At 40.4% G+C, this 19,858-nt stretch carries 14 protein-coding genes and 1 pseudogene; 4 read left to right on the forward strand and 11 right to left on the reverse strand.

The genetic code is table 11. The features are described 5' to 3' along the window. Window positions 1–109 precede the first annotated feature (109 nt). Entirely contained in the window at window positions 110–2,077 is a 1,968-nt protein-coding gene (locus LKE01_RS02005; protein ID WP_056983037.1) for a glycoside hydrolase family 127 protein, read from the reverse strand. 14 nt (window positions 2,078–2,091) lie between these two features. Next, on the reverse strand, window positions 2,092–3,432 hold the full coding sequence (locus LKE01_RS02010) for an MFS transporter (RefSeq protein ID WP_054768770.1): 1,341 nt from the start codon (window positions 3,430–3,432) through the stop codon (window positions 2,092–2,094). Window positions 3,433–3,583: 151 nt separating this feature from the next. Between LKE01_RS02010 and LKE01_RS02015 the strand changes: the two genes are divergently transcribed. Then, the gene (locus LKE01_RS02015; protein WP_225364652.1) at window positions 3,584–4,540 is read left to right on the forward strand and encodes an AraC family transcriptional regulator; all 957 of its coding nucleotides are present in this window, start codon (window positions 3,584–3,586) and stop codon (window positions 4,538–4,540) included. 62 nt (window positions 4,541–4,602) lie between these two features. On the opposite strand, the gene LKE01_RS02020 is transcribed toward LKE01_RS02015, so the two are convergent. The 4 genes from LKE01_RS02020 to LKE01_RS12315 all read right to left on the reverse strand — a co-directional run bounded on the left by LKE01_RS02020 (window position 4,603) and on the right by LKE01_RS12315 (window position 9,558). Next, the gene (locus LKE01_RS02020) at window positions 4,603–4,938 is read right to left on the reverse strand and encodes a hypothetical protein (RefSeq protein WP_054768771.1); all 336 of its coding nucleotides are present in this window, start codon (window positions 4,936–4,938) and stop codon (window positions 4,603–4,605) included. 270 nt (window positions 4,939–5,208) lie between these two features. Beyond that, window positions 5,209–7,317: an alpha-galactosidase gene (locus tag LKE01_RS02025; protein WP_054768772.1), complete on the reverse strand. Its 2,109-nt coding sequence runs from the start codon at window positions 7,315–7,317 to the stop codon at window positions 5,209–5,211. A 396-nt stretch (window positions 7,318–7,713) separates the two neighbouring features. Beyond that, entirely contained in the window at window positions 7,714–9,408 is a 1,695-nt protein-coding gene (locus tag LKE01_RS02030; protein WP_056983035.1) for an oleate hydratase, read from the reverse strand. 27 nt (window positions 9,409–9,435) lie between these two features. Beyond that, complete coding sequence (locus LKE01_RS12315; RefSeq protein WP_261907038.1) at window positions 9,436–9,558, reverse strand: hypothetical protein; 123 nt, start codon at window positions 9,556–9,558, stop codon at window positions 9,436–9,438. A gap of 271 nt (window positions 9,559–9,829) precedes the next feature. Between LKE01_RS12315 and LKE01_RS02035 the strand changes: the two genes are divergently transcribed. Together LKE01_RS02035 and LKE01_RS02040 are read left to right on the forward strand one after the other, a co-directional pair. Beyond that, window positions 9,830–11,269 (forward strand): DHA2 family efflux MFS transporter permease subunit, encoded by a 1,440-nt coding sequence (locus LKE01_RS02035; RefSeq protein ID WP_056983033.1) that lies wholly within the window; start codon window positions 9,830–9,832, stop codon window positions 11,267–11,269. A gap of 384 nt (window positions 11,270–11,653) precedes the next feature. Next, window positions 11,654–14,197: a DUF5776 domain-containing protein gene (locus LKE01_RS02040; protein ID WP_082619764.1), complete on the forward strand. Its 2,544-nt coding sequence runs from the start codon at window positions 11,654–11,656 to the stop codon at window positions 14,195–14,197. 75 nt (window positions 14,198–14,272) lie between these two features. Here LKE01_RS02040 and LKE01_RS02045 read toward each other — a convergent pair. The 3 genes and pseudogenes from LKE01_RS02045 to LKE01_RS02055 form a co-directional block, all read right to left on the reverse strand. Continuing rightward, window positions 14,273–15,449: pseudogene (locus tag LKE01_RS02045) on the reverse strand (aminotransferase class I/II-fold pyridoxal phosphate-dependent enzyme). Window positions 15,450–15,618: 169 nt separating this feature from the next. Then, window positions 15,619–16,257 (reverse strand): DUF421 domain-containing protein, encoded by a 639-nt coding sequence (locus LKE01_RS02050; RefSeq protein ID WP_056983032.1) that lies wholly within the window; start codon window positions 16,255–16,257, stop codon window positions 15,619–15,621. Next, window positions 16,257–16,709 carry a DUF3290 domain-containing protein gene (locus LKE01_RS02055; RefSeq protein ID WP_054768775.1) on the reverse strand — a complete coding sequence of 151 codons (453 nt, stop codon included), beginning with the start codon at window positions 16,707–16,709 and terminating at the stop codon, window positions 16,257–16,259. The genes LKE01_RS02050 and LKE01_RS02055 overlap by 1 nt, the downstream gene beginning before the upstream one ends. Before the next feature lie 334 nt (window positions 16,710–17,043). On the opposite strand from LKE01_RS02055, the gene LKE01_RS02060 reads away from it, so the two are divergent. Then, a complete protein-coding gene (locus LKE01_RS02060; RefSeq protein ID WP_054768776.1) occupies window positions 17,044–17,730 on the forward strand; it encodes a type 1 glutamine amidotransferase domain-containing protein in 687 nt (228 codons plus the stop codon). 50 nt (window positions 17,731–17,780) lie between these two features. Here the strand turns inward: LKE01_RS02060 and LKE01_RS02065 are convergent, their stop codons facing one another. Beyond that, the gene (locus LKE01_RS02065; protein ID WP_054768777.1) at window positions 17,781–17,987 is read right to left on the reverse strand and encodes a hypothetical protein; all 207 of its coding nucleotides are present in this window, start codon (window positions 17,985–17,987) and stop codon (window positions 17,781–17,783) included. 99 nt (window positions 17,988–18,086) lie between these two features. Further along, entirely contained in the window at window positions 18,087–19,472 is a 1,386-nt protein-coding gene (locus LKE01_RS02070) for a sugar porter family MFS transporter (RefSeq protein ID WP_054768778.1), read from the reverse strand. Between the last annotated feature and the right edge of the window lie 386 nt (window positions 19,473–19,858).

Raw genomic sequence — 19,858 nt, forward strand, 5'->3', positions numbered from 1 at the left:
AAAAAGTCTCTTTCCGTAAGCAATGGGGTTAGCTTACGAAAAGAGACTTTATTTTTTGATCCAATGAAGCTGGATCTAGTCGGATAATATTTGTGTCAGAAACCTGTTATTAACGATTAATATCCTGCCATACACGCATTTGACCTTCGGAACGGTTGGCCCAAGCATAGTATGGAATGAACGTCATCTTGGCTGGCTTCCATGAAATGTCATCGGTGTAATAGAGCTCATCGCCATCTTCTTGAGCCATCTTGGCATCGGAAGTTTCGATAACACCTACACCATCCAACAATGATTTTTCATACTTGTAATCCATCTGTGGCTTGTCGTCCAAACGGTAGTCCCAAAGAGGAGCTTTGTTGTCAGCTTCTTCGGCACAGTAAACAACTGGTCCACGTTGAATTGCAACTTTGTTCATATCATCTTTTACCTTGGTGTTGGCACGAACAAGCTTAGTATCCATGTCGAGGCTTAAGGTAATGGTCATTTCAGAATCTGAAACTAGAATGTAAATGATGCCGTCTTGTAATTCAGGGTCAACTGAGTCGCCGTTAACCTTAACGTCATACTTGTTACGGCTCCAGCTTGGAATTCGGATTCCAAACTTGAAATCTTCTTTGTTTTGGTTGGTAATTGTAAATTTAATATCACCGCTCCAAGGGAAGTTGCTCTCTTGGTTAACTTCAACACCGTTCTTGAATGTTGTGTCGTTAGCAATGAATTGATGTGACAAGATAACGTCATCGTTAACTTCATACATGTACTTGTCAATTGAGGCAAGTAAACGGGTGATGTTTGATGGGCAACATGCACATGCAAACCATGATGAACGACGGGTGTTGATATGGTTCTTACCTGGGTTACCGTGGCTGGCTCTAGGATCTGCTTCCAATGGGTTTACATAGAAGTAATGTTTACCATCCAAAGCAATTCCACTTAATGCACCATTGAATAATTCTTTTTCAATGATATCACCGTATTGGCCGCTCATACGAGTTTCCATCATTTGCTTAGCGAAGAATACCATTGCAACTGAGGCACAAGTCTCACCGTAATCAGTATCGTTGGGCAAATCGTAGTCGTAAGTAAATGCTTCACCAGTAGTTGTTTGACCAACGTTACCAGTTACGTACATTTGCTTCTTAACGATGTCTTTCCAAAGACGGTTGGCAGAATCCATCAATTCTTTGTCATGAGTCAATCGAGCAACATGAGCCAAACCAGTACAGAAGTATAATACTCGAACAGCATGGCCATGAGGCTCAGTTTGTTCAGTGACAGGCTTGTCAGCGAAGTAGTAAGCATTTCCGATGGTGTCAAGACCAGGGAAGAAGTTACGGTCAGCACCGTCAGCTTTGTTTTGCTTGTTAAAGAACTCAGGATCCTTACCACGTTGGGTAATGAAGTACTTGGCTAAATCAAGGTACTTCTGTTCATGAGTTGCATCATATAAACGAGCCAAAGCGTTTTCAATTTCAGGATGTCCTGGAATTCCGAGAATCTTACCTTCGCCAGTTCCAAAATGACTATCGATGCAATCAGCCATCTTTTTAGCAATGTTTAAAGCTTTTTGGTTGCCGGTAATTGTGTAGTAAGCAACACCTGCTTCAATGTAGTGACCCATTGAATAAAGTTCGTGTGATTGTTGAAGACGCTTAAACTTACGTTCTGGCATTTCAATTTGGAACATAGTTGAAAGATAACCATCGTCTTCTTGAGCATCAGCAATCAAATCAACAACAGAGTCGGCTTCTTTTTTGAGCTTGTCGCTTGGCGCATAGTTCAAAACATAAGCTGCACTTTCCAACCACTTGTAAACATCAGTGTCTTGGAATTCCATTCCGAAGAAGTCGCCCTTCATTCGTCCAGCGGCAATCTTCAAGTTGGCGATTGCGTGACTTTTGTCAGCAGAACCACCAGCAGCGAATGGGTCGTTTTCAACTTCAACATCGTTGTTGTCGTTGATCATGTCCCATTGGAATGGGATTGAGTCATCAGCCATTAATTTACGATACCGCTTCCAAAATGGTGATGTAATTTTAAGATTATTAATTTGAGTACTTTGTTTTGTATCCATGAGTTAAAACTCCTTTACTTAACGTGCTTGATCCAGAGAATAAATGCTGTACCAACAAGGGTTGTAATGATTGATCCCCAGAATACTAATCCATAGCTTCCAGTTGCAGTAACAATCATTGAGGTAGCAGCTGGTGCGATCATTTGACCAGCAGTGTTGGTCAAATTACCAAATCCAACATATTTACCGGTTGTCTTGTTTTCCTTAGCTTCGGCAGGGATAACATCGATGTTCAAAGCCATATCAACAGCCAAGTAAATACCATAACCAAGTCCAGCTAAAACAACGTATCCGATAACACCGTTAACTGACTTGAACAACAGTAAACTTACAGTACCAAAGATCATGAACATACCACCAAAAGCAACAGGAATCTTACGTGCTTTCAAACGGTCTGAGATAGGACCTGAGAATGCAAGTCCAAGTAATGAAACAACTAAAGTAAAGATTGACAACTTGTTCATGGCACGAGCAGCAGCCAATACTGATAATCCAATATGGTTTTCAAGAATGTAAAGCAAGTATTGGAAGATCATAGTGTAACTAGTCATAACTAAGAATCGGCCGGCACAAGCCTTGTAGAAATCATGGGCACCGTGCATCTTAGGTGGCAGCAATGTAGCAAAGACACCTAATACTGATTCTTCCTTTGGAATAACTGCGTCTTTTGATGATTTTTCTCTTGGAGTAATCAACAGAACAATTAAACCTGAGAGGGCAATCAAAACACCACCAACGATGAAACCAGTGTTCTGGAATGATTGACCCAAGAAGTATGAACTAATGAACTGACCAACTGGGGCACCAATAGATGTTGCACCGAAACCTGCTGATAATGTACCACGAACGTTCTTAGGTGCACGGTCGGCAAGGAAGGCATACATTGGAGTTTGAATAGCGTTTTGGCCTAATGTGTTAAAGATGTAAGCTAAGGTCAAACTAGTAGTTGATTCGAAAATTCCTAATGAATACAAACCAATTCCGGCAACGAATGAACCAACGAAGATCCAAGGAGTCCGCTTTCCGAAACGTGAACGAGTCTTATCAGAAAGAGTTCCCCAAATGTATCCTACAAATAATGATACCAGAGACGTAACAGATGTAATAATACCGTATGCGGCTGTAGGATTAACAATCCCAACATCCTTAATATGTTGAGGCAACAACACGGCCCCGTTTAAAGTAAAGGCAGCGTTGTTCAAAATACCATAAATAACAAACGCGATCAGGAAGCGCCAAACATATGACTTTGACCATGGCTTCCCAGTTTCTGGAGAAATTGCATCGGGATCAGCAGTTGCGGTTGATCCTTGTGTTCCGAATGAATCAAAGAATCTAAAATGTTTTTTTAACATCATTTCCACCTACAAATATTATATAAAGTTAGAAAACGTTTTCTACATTCCTAATGATGCCGCTTTCACAAATCGAAAAAAACTGCTAAAATACTAATTGTGGTATACTTTTATGACATTTCACGTTTTTATTACGAAAAAGGTGGACAAAATGACGAATTATTATAGTTTTAGCATTGACGATGTGGTGACTTTTATGGTTGGCGGTATTTTTTCCGCTCATAAAGGATGGAAGCATAATCCGAGATATCATCATGGTGATTTTGAATTAATTATTTGTACAAAAGGCAAGCTTCACTTACGGGTAGCTAAACAAGAATATACCTTGGAACCCAATGACCTTTTGTTGGTCCCACCATATATTCTAATGTCTGGAACCGAGCCATCTCCTGGCGACGTTGAGTTTTACTGGCTGCATTTTATTCTGCCAAAGGACACTAAAGTATTTGAAAGTACCAATTCTTTAACATTGTCCGATAAGGATGAAAGTCCAAAACACATTTTAATTCCTCAACAATTCAAAATTCCAAATCTTGATTATTTAACGATTTTGATTCATCAGCTTCTTAACACCAACCAAAAGAATGCGTATGACCGAAAGATGGCCAACTATTTCATAACGATGATTATCATGAGTATTAGTAAGTTAACGCTCAACCAGCTGGACTTTAAAACCAAAGATACCGAACGGATTAATCGCCTAAAGGAATGGATTCGAACCAATCTTTACAAGTCACCGACGGTTCAAGACATGGCCGATGTCATGCAGCTCAATCCCCAGTACCTTTCCCGGCTGTTCAAAAAAGTGGTTGGAATCCCGCCAAAACAGTATGTCCTGCAGCTCAAACTGCATACCGCCCAAGCCTTATTGATCAAAACCAATTTATCAATCAAAGAAATATCTGCGAATGCCTATTTTGAAGGCGAAAAATTGTTCATGAGACAATTTAAGCAGTTGACAGGAATGACTCCTAGTGAATACCGGGCTCAATTCGATGAAATTTATCACAATAATCAAGTCATCAGCCCGACTTTGCCAATTCCAGAAGAGATTACCAAGCATCTCAAGGATGTCCCTGATTTTGGTGAGGCACCGCAGCAAAAATAAAAGGAATCACATGTCAGGATAATGGCATGTGACTCCTTTTTTCTAATTATTTAATTTATCCATCAGGCACTTGCGTTAATTCGCTTATCCCAAAGATAAAAGCCAACCGCAACAATTGGACCAAAGAAATCATAGGCGAGCAGCAAGGCAATTGCTAAAAAGAAATTGACCTCATCGATATGATCCCCTTTTTGCCGGGCAGTTTCTTGAGAAACTGGCCGTAAGCCACGGAATTTCATTAGGTAAATCTGACAGATCCAGGACAGAATCAGCCAGGCTAATACCAGGCCGATTCGAAGTGTAAAGCTGCCATCAGGGTTTGAACAATACAGGAAATAAATGCCTGCAATCATGATTGTTTGAAACGCCACCCTGATTAGATAAATTGGTTTGTTCATTCTTATTCTCCTTGTCTAAAACCACTTGGATCTCAAAAAACATGAGATCGCTTTCAAAAAGTATTTTACAGTGAATCAATCGATTATGTAATCAATAATCTAACCAGGCATTTATAATAATGCACTCGCCTTTTGACTCATAACCAAACGTAAAAAGCCGTTTTCACCATTAGTGGCCTTGTTAATTCATAGTTTGACCACAAAAAGTCCCTGCTGAAAACAAACACTTCCAGCAGGGACTTAGTGTAATTATTTAAATAGATGTCGTCTTTATCCTAAAGTGATGTGGTATAGACGAGCCATCTTTGGCTTTGAAAAGTTGACTTTCAAAGTATTGTTTTCAACATTAAACTTGCTCTTCCCATCTTTTTCAGGATAGATTTGATCAATGCTTTGGATATTTCCATACTTTTCAAGTGAAACTTCGTGTTCTGGTTGATCACCTTTTCCATGCCAAACAGCAAGGTAAAGTTCATGGTCGCCTTTCAGTCCATAGCTAAACCATTCATCGTCCAAACGATCCAGTCCATCTGGCCAAATTGGCAGCATTTCTGGAATCTTTTCCCGATAAGTTTTATATACTTTAATTCCTTCAGCAACTAAGTCTAATCGATGTTCATCAAGCTTATTCAAGAAACCACTTTGATGAATTCGGACTAACATTGCGTTAACCATATTAAAGATGACCTCTTCATCATCCCCTTGCTTAAGAGGATATGACCAGATCGCACATTGTTCTGGAGTAACCACAGATGGTCCTACAGAAGCGATGTTTCCATTTCTGAGGTAATCAGTTTGGTCCGTCATTGACTGGATACTGTGTCGTTGAAGCATTGCGTAATCATGACGCATACCACCACTACCACAGTTTTCAATAACCAGATCAGGGTATCTTGCAAAAATACTGTCAAGCCACTTCAAATATGCACGGTTGTGTTCAAGCAGACCATCACCAAAACTATCGGAATCAATTTCTGTTCCGATTCCAGTCGTAATGTTGTAGTCCATCTTAATGTAACCAACACCGTACTCTTCTACCAAACGCTTAACAACTTTATCGGCAAATGCTCGAACTTCTGGGTTTCTAAAGTCCAAATGGTAACGATCACAATCAATAATTCGCTTACCATGACGCATAAAGAACCAGTCATCAGGAAGTTTATTGGCAATTGGTGAATTAATTCCGATTACTTCAATTTCCAACCATAATCCGGGAGTTAAACCTTTGTCGCGAATATATTGGATTGTTTTTTCGATGCCATTTGGGAAACGTTTCTTTGATGGCAGCCATTCGCCGACACTGTCCCACCAATAGCCATCAGCATACCAGCCACAGTCAACGACAAAATAGTCACAGCCAATTTTTTCTGCAGCATCAATGAGTGGTCGCTCGTTTTCTTCGGTTGGATCACCCATTAAAGCATTCATATAATCATTGAAAATAACAGGTAACTTTTTATCATCTTCGTTAGGTTTTCGAATCAAACGACGATATTTAGTCATTTGTTGAAGAGCATCCTCAAAATCACCCTCAACTTGACCAAAAGCAACTTTGGTTGTTTCAAATGATTCGCCGGGAGCTAAGTTCTTCCACCAATTATTATCAAATTCTTCTGGTCCTGAAAGGCGAATATTCAGTAAGTCACCGTTATTGCCATCGGTGAGCTCATAATGCCAAGCACCCTTACTTTCGATTTGCCAAACAGCCGACATATTTGTATGCGTGTTAGTCAATATACCGTTTGGAGAGTATTCAGAACATGACCAAGATGAATTGTTATTAACGCTAACTCTTTGAGAAGAGTTTCGTTGATTTTGACCGCCATTTGACCACCAATCAAGGCCGGCGTCCTTCAAAGTTCTGCTTTCCCACTGAGCTTCAGCTTGCCACTTGTTATGTGGAGTATACAAGACGTTATGAGTCACATAATTATTACCCATGTCGCCACCCTGGTTAATTCCAGTCATTGCGTATGATGAAATATATTCAATTCCAAGGTCTTTGGAGCCTGTGTTTTTAACAGTGACCCAAGTTCTTACAATGGCAGAGCTGTCATAAAGTCTGTAGTAATTTGTGACCGTTACGTTCGTATTTGAATCTTCAGTAACGATCGTTAACAGCTTACCATTACTCAATTCTTCAACATTATGTGATGCATATTTAAGATCTGATCCAGGGGTTGAGTTAACAAGATTGATTCCCTTATGATGAAAGTTTTCACCAGTAATTTGTAACTCGGTAATGATTAATTCTTGTTTTTGGGCATCAGATAATGACTTCAAATCATTTTGATTCATCTTAACCAGTGCTACATGTTGGTTATCAAGAATCTCAAATTCCATTTGAGCGCTATCTGTGTCAACAGCAATGTTTTTCATATATTTCTCCTTTTATAATAATTAATAAAAAGCGTTTACATAAGTAAGTTTATTCTACCAATATATGATAGGAAACTGCTTGAATGATAGGTTTAGTTCAATAACATGACATTCGCCGTGTTAATCAATAAATTGACATCGAGGAAATCTACCAACATAAGGCTGTCTTGCAGTAAAAGACAGCCATCCAACCAGACTCACTATTAGAATATCATGTAATTCTAAACAAGCAAGATAGAGATACAGCCCAAGTTGAAAATCCGGCGTTTTCATTTAATGCAAATCCTCGTTATGGCCCGACCCGACTACATAACACAAAAGAACCAATGATGAGAAAACCCCTCACCACTGGTTCTTTAACATTATGCTCTGGGATCATCCAGGCATATCATTCACTTATTCAAACATCTTCTTGGTTGCCTTTGCCAAAGTCTTAACATCCTTATCGTAACGAGGATTTTTAACCAATTTGGCCATTGGCACGCCGGCAAAGTGGTAAGCCGCAATTTCGCCTGAACGAACGGCACTTTGTTCAGTGAAGACCATCTGGTATGGCTGTTCGACAAATTCACCGGTAAATGCCAAGTTAGTTGAATGTTCTGGAATGACCTTTGGCCGATCAGTCTTGGCTCGGTTATTGAACAAAGCTGAAGCATAAGGCATATATGATGGAATGCAGTTAATCACACTATCCATGATTGCCTGCTTCTTATCCATAATGTTACCTGGTCCCGGATCGACTTTGGAAAGTTGACCAAGGAGCTCTTCAACCATTTCTTTACCGGTCATCTTGATGTACTGTTTATCAACAAATTCACCGGTTCGACGTGGATACAGGAAGTAGCCCCAAATAACCGATTCATTTGGTTTTTGAGTTGTGAAATGAGGTTGGTGGTGAACCACGATCGACATGTTCACGTCCTTGTTACCCATTGGTGTAATTGGTGAAGTCGAAATAAACGAATTCAGCGCATTACCTGGAACTTGAGTGGTAATCCGGGTAATTTCATTCAACAAGGTATGGTCCTTGGTGGTCAACGTGAAGCTGACCCATTCACTGGCATTTCTGTCATTGAAGAATTTATCGGGATTCCCCAAGTTGTAGAACCGGTTAGTAGCTTTCTTCCACAGACTGGCTGCTGCACCATAGTCCATATTTTCCGGAGCTGGGGTATTGAAATCACCCAAGGTAGCCGAATCAGTAATTGATCCATTGGTAAAGATCACAGCGGTATCGTCATCAACCGGCACATCCTCTTCCTCGCCGGTTTCAGTATTGGTCATCCGCAATGCAGTAACGGTAATTTCATCCTGCATTGGGGTATTCTTAAATTCAAAATTCGTTACTCGACGATTCAAAACGATCTTGACGCCCTGATCCTTCAAGTAGTTAATCAAAGACAGCATGATGCTTTCGAACTGATTGTATCGGGTTCGGTTAACACCAACCAGATGCTCAATTTGTGTAAATTCATAGATCATTTGGTGCATGTAACGACGGAGTTCCTGAGCCGAGCTTTGAACTCTGAATGCAAAGGTTGTCTCCCACATGTACCAGAAGTTGGTGGTAAACATGTGCGGGTCATCCTTAAAGTAATCGGCAATTGTCACATTGTCGAGCTTTTCTTCTTTGGAGTCGGGCATCAAAATCAACTCAGTGAGTTTCATTCTGTCCTTATTATTAAGGCCCAGCTTGCCACCATTAATGATGCCTTTGCCGCCTTCCATTAACCGAGCTTTATCAAAGGTCCGGTGTTTGGCATCAAAGTCACGGGTATCTTCGGCAGCCGTCATCCCCTTCTCAGTTGCGGAAGGAATTCGGCTCAGCAAATCCATCAGGTCAACGTAAGTCCGATAGTTTAACATCCGACCGCCACGGGCGATGAACCCTTTACTGTTCTCCAATGGATGGGTCTTATTCCAATATTCATCGGCCGCTTCACTTGCGGTTGATCCGTCGTTTGAACCGTGATCATCTAATGAATAAAACGTGATCTGGCTGCCTTTCCATTTACCTTCTTGAATTAAATAAACAGCCGCAGCCATATTAGCCAAGCCGGCACCAATCATAATTGCTTTATTTTTTGTCATTGATAGCTCCTCCAGATCTGTTAAAGATTACTTTGCTTCGTATTCATCGTACAAATGTGAATCGTCTTCAAACCAGCCGATTGACTTCAGGAAACAAGTGCCTGCAACAACGACGCCAATCCCCGCTGCTAATAAAAACTTGTGTTTCATATTTAATCGCTCCCCACATTGTATTTTGAGAGAAATGCGATAAGTATATTCTTCGCATCTGCCTTTATTGTAGTAGATTATTGGCATAAATGCGTGGACAATGTGCACACATCTGTCCATATTTTGATAGCGCTGTCATTGAACGTTGATATGCCACGTTTTCATAGATAATGAAACTTTTTGAAAATAATGCTTACGAGAACATTTTATTTATGGTAGTGTAATCAATTGTCGTGATAGAAAAGTATTTATAATTAGGAGAGTCATCTTTATGGAAAAATCTTTAAATACAGAACAAACTTCTGTACAAGCAAAACAAAAACAAGCAGCCAAACCGGTTGCCCGTCCATTCTTAGCTATGCTGGGAATGCTGATCGGTGGATTTGTAGGAATGCTCAGTGAAACCTCACTGAATATTGCCTTACCAAGTCTGATCGCTGAACTACATACTAGTATTGGAACCATGCAGTGGCTGGTAACCGGCTACATGCTGGTCATCGGAATTGTGTTACCAATGTCTTCATTACTACAACGAATTTTCAGCACTCGTTCGTTAATTTTATTCGCCTTATGTGATTTCATGGTTGGAGCCGTGATTTCAGCAATGGCACCTAACTTTGCTATTTTATTAGTTGGTCGAATGATTCAAGGAATTGCCACTGGATTAATTTTGCCACTGATGTTTACCGTTGCTACACTCATCTTCCCACCTTATAAATTAGGTTCCGCAATGGGTATGATCGGATTAGTCATCATGTTTGCACCAGCCGTTGGTCCTACTTTAGCCGGTATGATTCTTGGTCTGCTTTCATGGCACTGGATTTTCTGGTTGTTCATTCCATTCTTGTTAATTGCATTCTTCTTGGCACTTAAATTTCTGCCAAATGTTGGGGATATTACAAAGCCAAAGATTGATTGGTTCTCACTTATCCTTTCAGCTATCGGTTTTGGTGGCTTGGTTGCCAGTGTCAGTATGGCCAGTGACGCCGGCTGGGGTTCACCACGAGTATTGGGAACCTTAGTTGTTGCCATTATCGTATTAGCCTTGTATATTCGACGTCAATTGGGTTCGAAATCTCCTATTTTGAATTTCAGAGTATTTAAAAAGAGTCAATTTACCATTGGTTCCATCTTGGTTATGTTGGATTTCGCCATTATCTTGTCATCAATGTACTTATTGCCAATGTTCTGGCAAAATGGATTGGCTATTCCAGTTGCCATGACCGGTATTGTCATGCTGCCTGGTGGAGTTGTAAATGCGATTGTTTCAGCAATTTCTGGTCGATTCTCTGATATTGTCAGTACAAAGCTTCTTACCACTCTTGGATTTGGAGTTACTATCATCGGATTGATCATGTTGCTGTTGGCAAGTTCTACATCACCAATGTGGTACGTTATCGTTGCCCACATTGTCATTATGATGGGAGTTCCGTTAGCAATGTCACCCGCCCAAACTTTCGGTTTGAGTGCTTTGGATGAAAAAACTTCTGGAGATGGAAGTACTATTATGAACACTTTCCAACAAATTATTGGTGCTATGGCAACTGCCATCGCAACCAGCTTGTTGGCATTCGGAAATAATGCAGCCGGAAACGTCAGCCACCAAATTGCCTTTACCAACGGTGTTCATGTTGGTTTATGGTTCACTTTGATTGTCGCAGCTGCCGCATTCTTATTGTCATTTACCGTTAAAGATCATAAACGTGCTTAATTTAATATAAAAATCAAGGCTCTTTATCAACCGAGGTTGATACCAGCTTAAAAGCAAATCCAAACGGGTTTGCTTTTCTTTTGCATTCTTTTAATTAAACAATTAATTCCATCTTTATACGATGGCGGACAAAGTTTCGATGGCAGATGTGGTTATGCTAATTGTCTTAACATTATGATTAACATAAATTCCAGATTCTGAATATAAAGTTGAGTGCGTTTTCATAATAGTGCTGAAAAGGATTGAACCGCTTTCAAAAAAGTCAAAAAACACAACCAAATATACGACTTTGGTGGATTGGATTTTGATTCTGGAACCGTTATCATTAATACTTGATTAGCTGATCAGTAATTCTTATTAAATCATAATTGAGGAGTGATTCTTTTGCATAAAGCAATCGCCAACGTATTAAAGATGACTCTGGGGTTAGGAATGGTTTTTTGTTTTTCAGGAAATCCCATTCATGCCTCAGACACCAGCAACATTAGTGTCGACGCAAATCAAAGCATTCGCAAGACCGATCATGTTGCCAACGGATACTTGGCTGGACTAAGAAAAAATACCATTTCAGATCAAAGCCTTGTTAACAATCTAAAGCCGCAAACGTTCACTCAACCAAGTCAATCAGTTGACGGTAAAGCCAATGAACATGTGCCAGACGGTACTTTTACCGATATCGTGCCAATTTCAAAGGCTGCGGGATCAAAGGTTGTTGTTCGATTCATGGATATGTTCCATGGATTCCCGTATGAATTTTCAAGTAATGCCGAGTATGCAGCTAAGATCAAAGAGATTGTCACACAAATCAAGAACAACGGAAATCAGGATCAGGTTTATGCATACGAAATCGCAAATGAACCTCAAAATGGTCCTTATCCATTCCGTAGTGTTAAAGATGAAAATAGTTTTATGCCGTACTGGAACGCTGCTTATAAAGCCGTAAAAGAAGCAGATCCAAATGCTAAGATTGTTGGACCAAGTTTTTCAACATTTGGTGACGGCAGCAGCATGTGGTACTTCTTGAAATATGCCCAAAAAGATAAGACCTTACCAGATTACCTCTGCTGGCATGTTTGGAATTATAAGAATTTCAGTGGTAACATAACGCATCTTCATAACGAAGAAAAAGCATTAGGTATCAAACACATCCCAGTCTTTATCAACGAGTATAGTGATTATCAAGAGCAAGCTGTTCCCGGTTGGGAAGCGCACTATATTCAAATATTTGAAAATAACACAGATGTTGCCGGTGCCAACATGGCATACTGGTTCCAGCCAGGTAGATTATGCAATTTGTTAACTTATAAGTCTGAACCTAATGGCGGATACTGGTTCTACAAATGGTATGCCGATATGGATGGCGAAATGGTAAAAGCTGATAATGTTGATCATCCAGATAAGACTGCCGATAATGCAAATGGTGGCGGTATGTCTGACGATTATGCCGATCCACAAGTCGGAACCGTTGCCAGCCTTAACAATGATAATTCGCTGACCGTATTACTTGGTGGTAAATCAGGGGATACAAATGTTAAAGTTAATGGATTATCTGCTGATAAGTTCGGGAGTGAAGTCAGTGTTGAAGCTGAAGAATCACCATGGTACGGAGCTGATACAGCAGTTAAAGTACCTACTCAATTATTTACCGGCAACCTCAAAGTTAATAATGGTTCTGTAACTGTTCCAGTTAAAGACATGAAGCTTGCCAGTGGATACCGTTTAGTTATCAAAAAAGCTACAAGTACAACCGGAACTGATCAAATCAATTACAGCAAACCTGATACTTCAATGGGAATTTACAAAGAAGCAGAAGATGCAGATTCAATTACAGGTGCACACATGGTTTATGGAAGTTATGCATCTGGAGGAGAATTTGAACGATCAGACGGTACTAATGCCAAGTTGACATTTAAAGTTAATGCCCCACAAGATGGCCAATATGCCTTTAATTTAGGTTACGGAAATGGTAATATTAGCGGTCAAGATGCGACTGAAAAGGTTTCAATCAACAATCAGTCTGAGACAGTTAACCTTCCGTTTACAGGAAATGGTACCGGATCTGCAAATAACCGACCAAATGGTAACGTTAGCGGAAAAGGATACTCAATTGATGCCACTGTTCAAGATAGCACCTTGTCTGGAAATTATATTCCATTGACATTAACAATTGGAAACCGAGTTGTTAAGAAGATCGCTTCTGCCGTTCCTCTTAAGAAGGATGAAAATACAATTACCCTTGAACAAGGTCAAAATAGTGCTGAAATCGACTTTATTCAGTTATTGCCACTCAGCACACCAACCCCAACTCCGACACCAAATCCAGTTGTTCCTTCCAATAATTCTTCAAGTAGTTCATCATCTTCTTCAAGCAGCTCATCAAGTTCATCATCAAGTTCTTCAATTACCCCAGAGCCAAACAAGCCTAAAAAGCCATCTGTTCCAAAGAGTGCAGCGAAGGTTGGCTCAGCCGTTTACGCTACCAAACGGGTTAACATGTATAAACATGTTAACTTCAAGAAATCACAACGGATTGCCACTTATGCAAAACAGAAACGGATCAGCCGACCAATGTTTATCGTCACTGGTTACGCTCGTTCCAACGGTGGTGCATTGAGGTACAAAGTTCGTGATATCAATCATCACAGTAAGACCTATGGTAAGCGCGGATACATTACTGCTAACCGCAAATACATTGTGAATGCTTATTACAAATCAACGCCTAAGAAGAAACAGATCACTGTGATCAACCCTAAAGGTGTTAATGCTTACAAGAATAAGAATTTGACCAAGCAAGTTAAACACTATAAGAAGGGCTCACACTTACGAGTTAAGAAATTGGTTAAATGGAACTTAACCACACGTTATCAGTTAACGAATGGTTATTATGTCACTGCCAATAAGTCATTCATTATTCAAGGTAACTATTAAACCATTTCAATGAAAGATCTTTAAATGCAACATAAAGGGCCGTCAGAAATAATCTGACGGTCCTTTTTAGTGCATTTATTTTGCTGATTCTGTTGAATAATCAACGACTAATTGTTTAACTGCCTTCATAGCCGCAGCCAGTGCTTCATCACTGGCAGCGTAACTAATTCTGATATATTCGTTATCGCCAAATGGATCACCAGGCATCAAGCCGATGTGGTATTCCTTGGCCAACGTTTTGACAAATGCCCAGCTGTCCATGTGTAACCCTTCCGGAATTTTGGCAAAGACATAGAATGCCCCGCCCGGATGGACAACATCGAAACCAGCTTCAGTCATTTCTTTTGCAACGAAGTCACGGCGCTTTTCGTATTCCTGAAGCATTGGTTTGGAATCATCCTGACCATGTTCCAGAGCTTCAATTGCAGCATACTGAACGATTGAAGCAGCCGCAGTTACTGTAAATTGGTGAACTTTGGCAATTTCATCCACGAACCCGGAAGGACCAAAGATAAAGCCCAGCCGGTAACCAGTCATGGCATGAGACTTCGATAATCCATTAATGATAATCGTTTGATCCGGCAGGAATTCTGAAATTGAATAATGTTTCTGACCATAAGTCAGTTCACCATAGATTTCATTACTGATAACCCAAATGCCATTCTTCTTCAAGACGGGGGCCAATGCAGCGATTTGTTCCTTAGAATAAGCCACCCCGGTTGGATTGTTGGGATCGGTTAAAATCAACCCTTTAACATTCAAATCAGGATGATCATCAATTGCCTTTTGGACTTTGGCTGGCGTGAGAATAAAGTCATCATCACTGGTATCCACCAAAAGCGTATTCAGCTCATTTAAAGTAGTTGAGGCGTCATATAGCGGATAAAGCCGGAGTTGGAATAATCACGGCATCACCAGGCTTAAATAACGTTTTAACGGTAACTGCCACTGCCTCGGTTGCCCCAACGGTCACGACAATTTGATCAGCTGGATAATCATAGCCAAATTTGTCACGATAATATTTTGAGGCCGCGTCCCGGAGTTCTTGATAACCCCAATAATATGGATAGTGAGACTTGTTATCATTGATGGCATCAATCGCGGCCTGCTTGATATGATCAGGAACGTTAAAGTTGGGTTCCCCCAAAGTTAATTTGATAATCTTGGGATCAACACTGATTTCATGGTCAAACTTACGCATTGCAGAAGGCATGACCTTTAACACATACGGGTTAATTTCATTTAATTCCATATCGAAACCTCCGGGGATATTTATTTTGAATCTGACTATTAAAAGTTATTGTTAATAATATATCAATCGAGGGGAAAGTCAATCAGATTTAGTGAAATAATGAATAATTATTCTATTGATTCGATATTTAATGTGTAATGATACATTGTGATGTGAGGTCGATCACTCGTCAATTTTGGGGAAACGTCGCAATCTGCCAGGAATTATTCCGATAAGTTGCGGAAAACACGGACCCGACACTGTCAATTCCTTGCTTCTTCAGCTCGGATTCAATCCATGATTCATCTTTCCCCATGATTTCTAAAACATCGGGATCAATTTTTCCATCGACAATGACCGGGTAACGAATGCTGCCTTGGCCTTGATTCAAAACAGTTAACTGACCGTTTTGTTCAAGAATTGCCCGTTTGACATCCTTCATGTCATAAACGCCTGCCGTCCGTAACTTGAAATTAACATCTGATGCAGACAAATTCGCTTTTATACAGTTTTCGACCAGCAGCTCGCCATTTCTGACCAACGTGATCGGCTCACCCTCAACGAACTTCCCTACCCAATGAATATGGGTTTTCAAATATCTTGTCACCATGATCAAAAGTGCCCACAATAACAAAATTACCAAGAACTGAGCCATCGTAATTGCCGGGTTATAAATGACCCCGCCAATAATGCCACCAAGAACATAGTTCTGCAGCTGGTCCATCGCAGACGTAGGTGCCAGGTTGCCTTTCCCGGTCAAATTAATTAACACCGTAATAAATAAGAATCCGACAATTAATTTAAGTGTAACATCTGAATATGTAAACATTATTGAGCCTCCTCAACCTTAATTTTGCTTGCGCCGTCTAATTCAACTTTCTCTAAAACAAAGGCAGATCCGTCTGAATTGTAATCAACTCGGAAGTAACCCCGCGGCGTTTTAACCATCAAATTGGCATTCACGTTGGTCGAATTCACACTGATGGTTTTTGGCTGGACATGCAGCCGGTTGGCCACTTGCTTAACAGTTTGGGTAATCTGGCCGGTCTGCTTTGATGATGACTGAATCGAATTGAAATCATTATATTGAAGTGCCAGAACCAATAATAGAAGTGTCGCCACAATAATGCTTAAATCCTTGTATTTGATGTCCATTCGATTCCGCAGGTAATGAATCAGAAAAAGAATAAAGATGACCGCCAGCACACTTAAAACAGCAATCCGGCCATACTGCCAGTTACTTTGAGACTGATGAAGATAATCGTACGTATAGAATGTCATAAGGATCCCCCTTGATATTTCGCTAAATACAATTGTTTATTGTAAACCAAATGACGTCGACCACCACAAAATTGATCGACATAACAAAAAAAGCCGAGTCCATGACAGGCTCGACCGTTCTGAATTTTATTTTTAACTATACACTACGACGTTTGAATACCACATAGCAAGCAACCATCATATTTTAAGTGACGATTGGCTATAAGGATAACATATGTGTTAAAACATACACAACACCCCATTTCACATCACAGCTTTACATTATCTGCTATGATGGGGTTGGGGAAAAATCACGAAAAGCTTATTTGAATCAAAAATCGAGGTAATTCTGCTTATGACAAAAGCATTAATGGTGGGTACAAACACCCCCACATTCAAGAAAATCCAGCGGGCAACCGGCATCTGGCTAAAAGAAGCGACCCACTTTAATGACGTCATGACCGATAACGGTATCGATGTTGACTACCTCAGTCCAAACGGTGGCTACATTCCAATTGATCCACTCAGTTTGGGAACTGATGATATGGACGCGGTCGATTGGAAATTTTATTTGGATGATGAATTCAGAAACCAACACTTGGCAAAATCGTTGAAGCCAAAAGACGTCAATCCAAAAGATTATCAGGTAATTTACTTTATCGGCGGTCACGGCGCAATGACCGACTTTCCTGAAAATACCGAGTTGGCTCAAATTGCCCAAACAATTTATGCCAATAACGGCATTATCGCCGCCAATTGTGTTGGCTCATGTGCCCTCTTGGCTCTAAGAACCAAGGATGGTAAACGGTTTGTTCACGGCCGTAAGCTGACCGGATTCACCGATGACGAAGAGGCCCTGAATGGTCTGACAAACGACGTTGAATTTCTAATCGAAGATGAATTGAGTAAAGCAGGCGCCAATTTTGTAAAAGGAACTGCTTTTGAACCGAATGTCGTCGTCGATGATCGCTTGATTACCGGGCAAAATCCGAATTCAGCAACCGGCGTTGGCGACGCAATTATTAAAGAATTACTGCAATAATTCAAATCAAGCTATTCAAGTAGTGATGAATCATCACACCTGAATAGTTTTTATTTTCTCGAATTCTTGGGTTTTTGGATCAATCCTTCAATTAACAGACTCAAGCCAAACAAAAACTCCGCCAAGTTGATCCACCACCAATTAGAAAAAACTGGGTTGTTTGGTGCAACCGCCGGGAAGAGTGAAATGCCACCCAGAAACATGATGAAGCCAAGCCAAAAATTAAATGACTTATAAAATAATTTATTGAACTTCAAAATAATTCTCCTTTTCATTTTTGCCAAATTATAGCACGTAAAAAAAGAGAAACGCCAATTGACAGGCGTTTCTCTTTTTATGCAAATTGATACTTTCAATTATTTATTAATGTTTTCTTCTTCAATATCTTCCAAACTGCGACCCTTGGTTTCTGGAACTCGTGAATGGATAAACCAGACACCCAGAAGACAGATGACACCGAAGATGGCAAATACAGCGTCCTGAGGCATGCTGGCAGTCATGATTGGGAAGAGTAGGCCGACAGCAAATGAACCCACCCAGTTGGCTGATGAGGCAGCACCTGAGGCACGGCCACGAATTGCCAATGGGAATACTTCACCAATGATAACCCAGGTCAATGGAGCCCAAGTAAATGAGTATGCGGCAACATAGATACTCAAGAACACCACAATCAATAATGGGCTTGAATTTGGCATCAGCAATTTAATAACAGTTGGTAATAAGAATGACAGACCCATAACGGTTCCACCAAGAATTAACAATGTCCGACGCTTGAACTTATCGGCAATTCCTAAGAATACCAGTGAACCCACAACCAAAATGATTCCTTGAATAATCGGCCACATCAATGCAGAGTTGGCTGCAGCGCCAGTGGCTTTTTCAACGATCAATGGAATGTAGTAGAAGATTGCGTTGGCATTTTGGAACTGCTGAAATGCAGCTACACCGATACCGGCAATTGCCAAATAACGATACTTGGAACTAAATACTGTGCCCCAAGTCGTTGCTTTTGAAATTTTCTTTTCTTGTGAAGCAGTGTCTTGAATTTGTTCGAGTTCTTTGTCAATTCCTTCATCGCTGTCACGAATATAGCTCAATACGCGACGGGCATCATCAGGACGACCATTTTTAACGAGAAATCTTGGTGATTCTGGTAATTTCAATACACCAAAGAACAGGATTAAAGCTGGAACCGCTGCGAGACCAAGCATTGAACGCCATGCCCAGTTTTCAGGCAAATCTTTCAATACAAAATCCATCACATATGAGAGCAGCATCCCTGACACAATCATTGTCTGGTTAATCCCAGTCAAGCGTCCCCGCATTTTAGCCGGTGCCATTTCTGACATATAGGCAGGAACCAAGGCTGATGAAGCACCAACAGCTAGTCCAAGGAACACCCGCACGGCAATTAAATAAAATTGACCATCGTGAGGGGAGATTGCTGAGAGTAATGATCCAGCCATAAAAATCAGTGCTGAAATCAGGATCATCTTTCGTCGGCCTAATTTATCAGAAATCTGGCCGGCGATTGCGCCACCAAAAATAGCCCCGAGCATCACTGCAGAGGTTATCCAGCCAGTGATCGTGGCATTGTTTTGAAGTCCCCAATCAGTTTGCAGGAATGGGAGAGCCCCCGTCATTACCCCAATATCATATCCGAATAAAATCCCGCCAAATGAACCAAAGAAATAAATAAATCTGCTTGAGATTTTCTTTTCTGTTGCAGAAACCTTTTCCATGAAAATTCTCCTTTTTAATGCATAAAGCCACTGCAGATTTACATGTATCCCATTTCGAAAGGGTTGAAAGGGGTTACATAACAAATCATACAAATTCACAACAATTTTTTATTAAATGAAGCTACAGGCAAACATTGTTATAGTAACGCTTACATTAGTTTTCACAGCACAGAATCTGTGCTATCAAAAAATAACTGGCGTCCATAATTTGTTATGTTAACGGATTCATCCGTATAAATCAACCCCTATGAACTATTATCATACAAATTATCGATTTTGAGGACAATAAAACGCACTCACCATGGGAATCGTGGTGAGTGCACTTTTTTTACTAATGCTTTTATTACGTTTACTAAAAGGTTATAACTGCTGTCATTGACGATTAC

Origin of the sequence: Lentilactobacillus kefiri, from assembly GCF_007989105.1 — a bacterium.
Lineage (GTDB): Bacteria > Bacillota > Bacilli > Lactobacillales > Lactobacillaceae > Lentilactobacillus > Lentilactobacillus kefiri.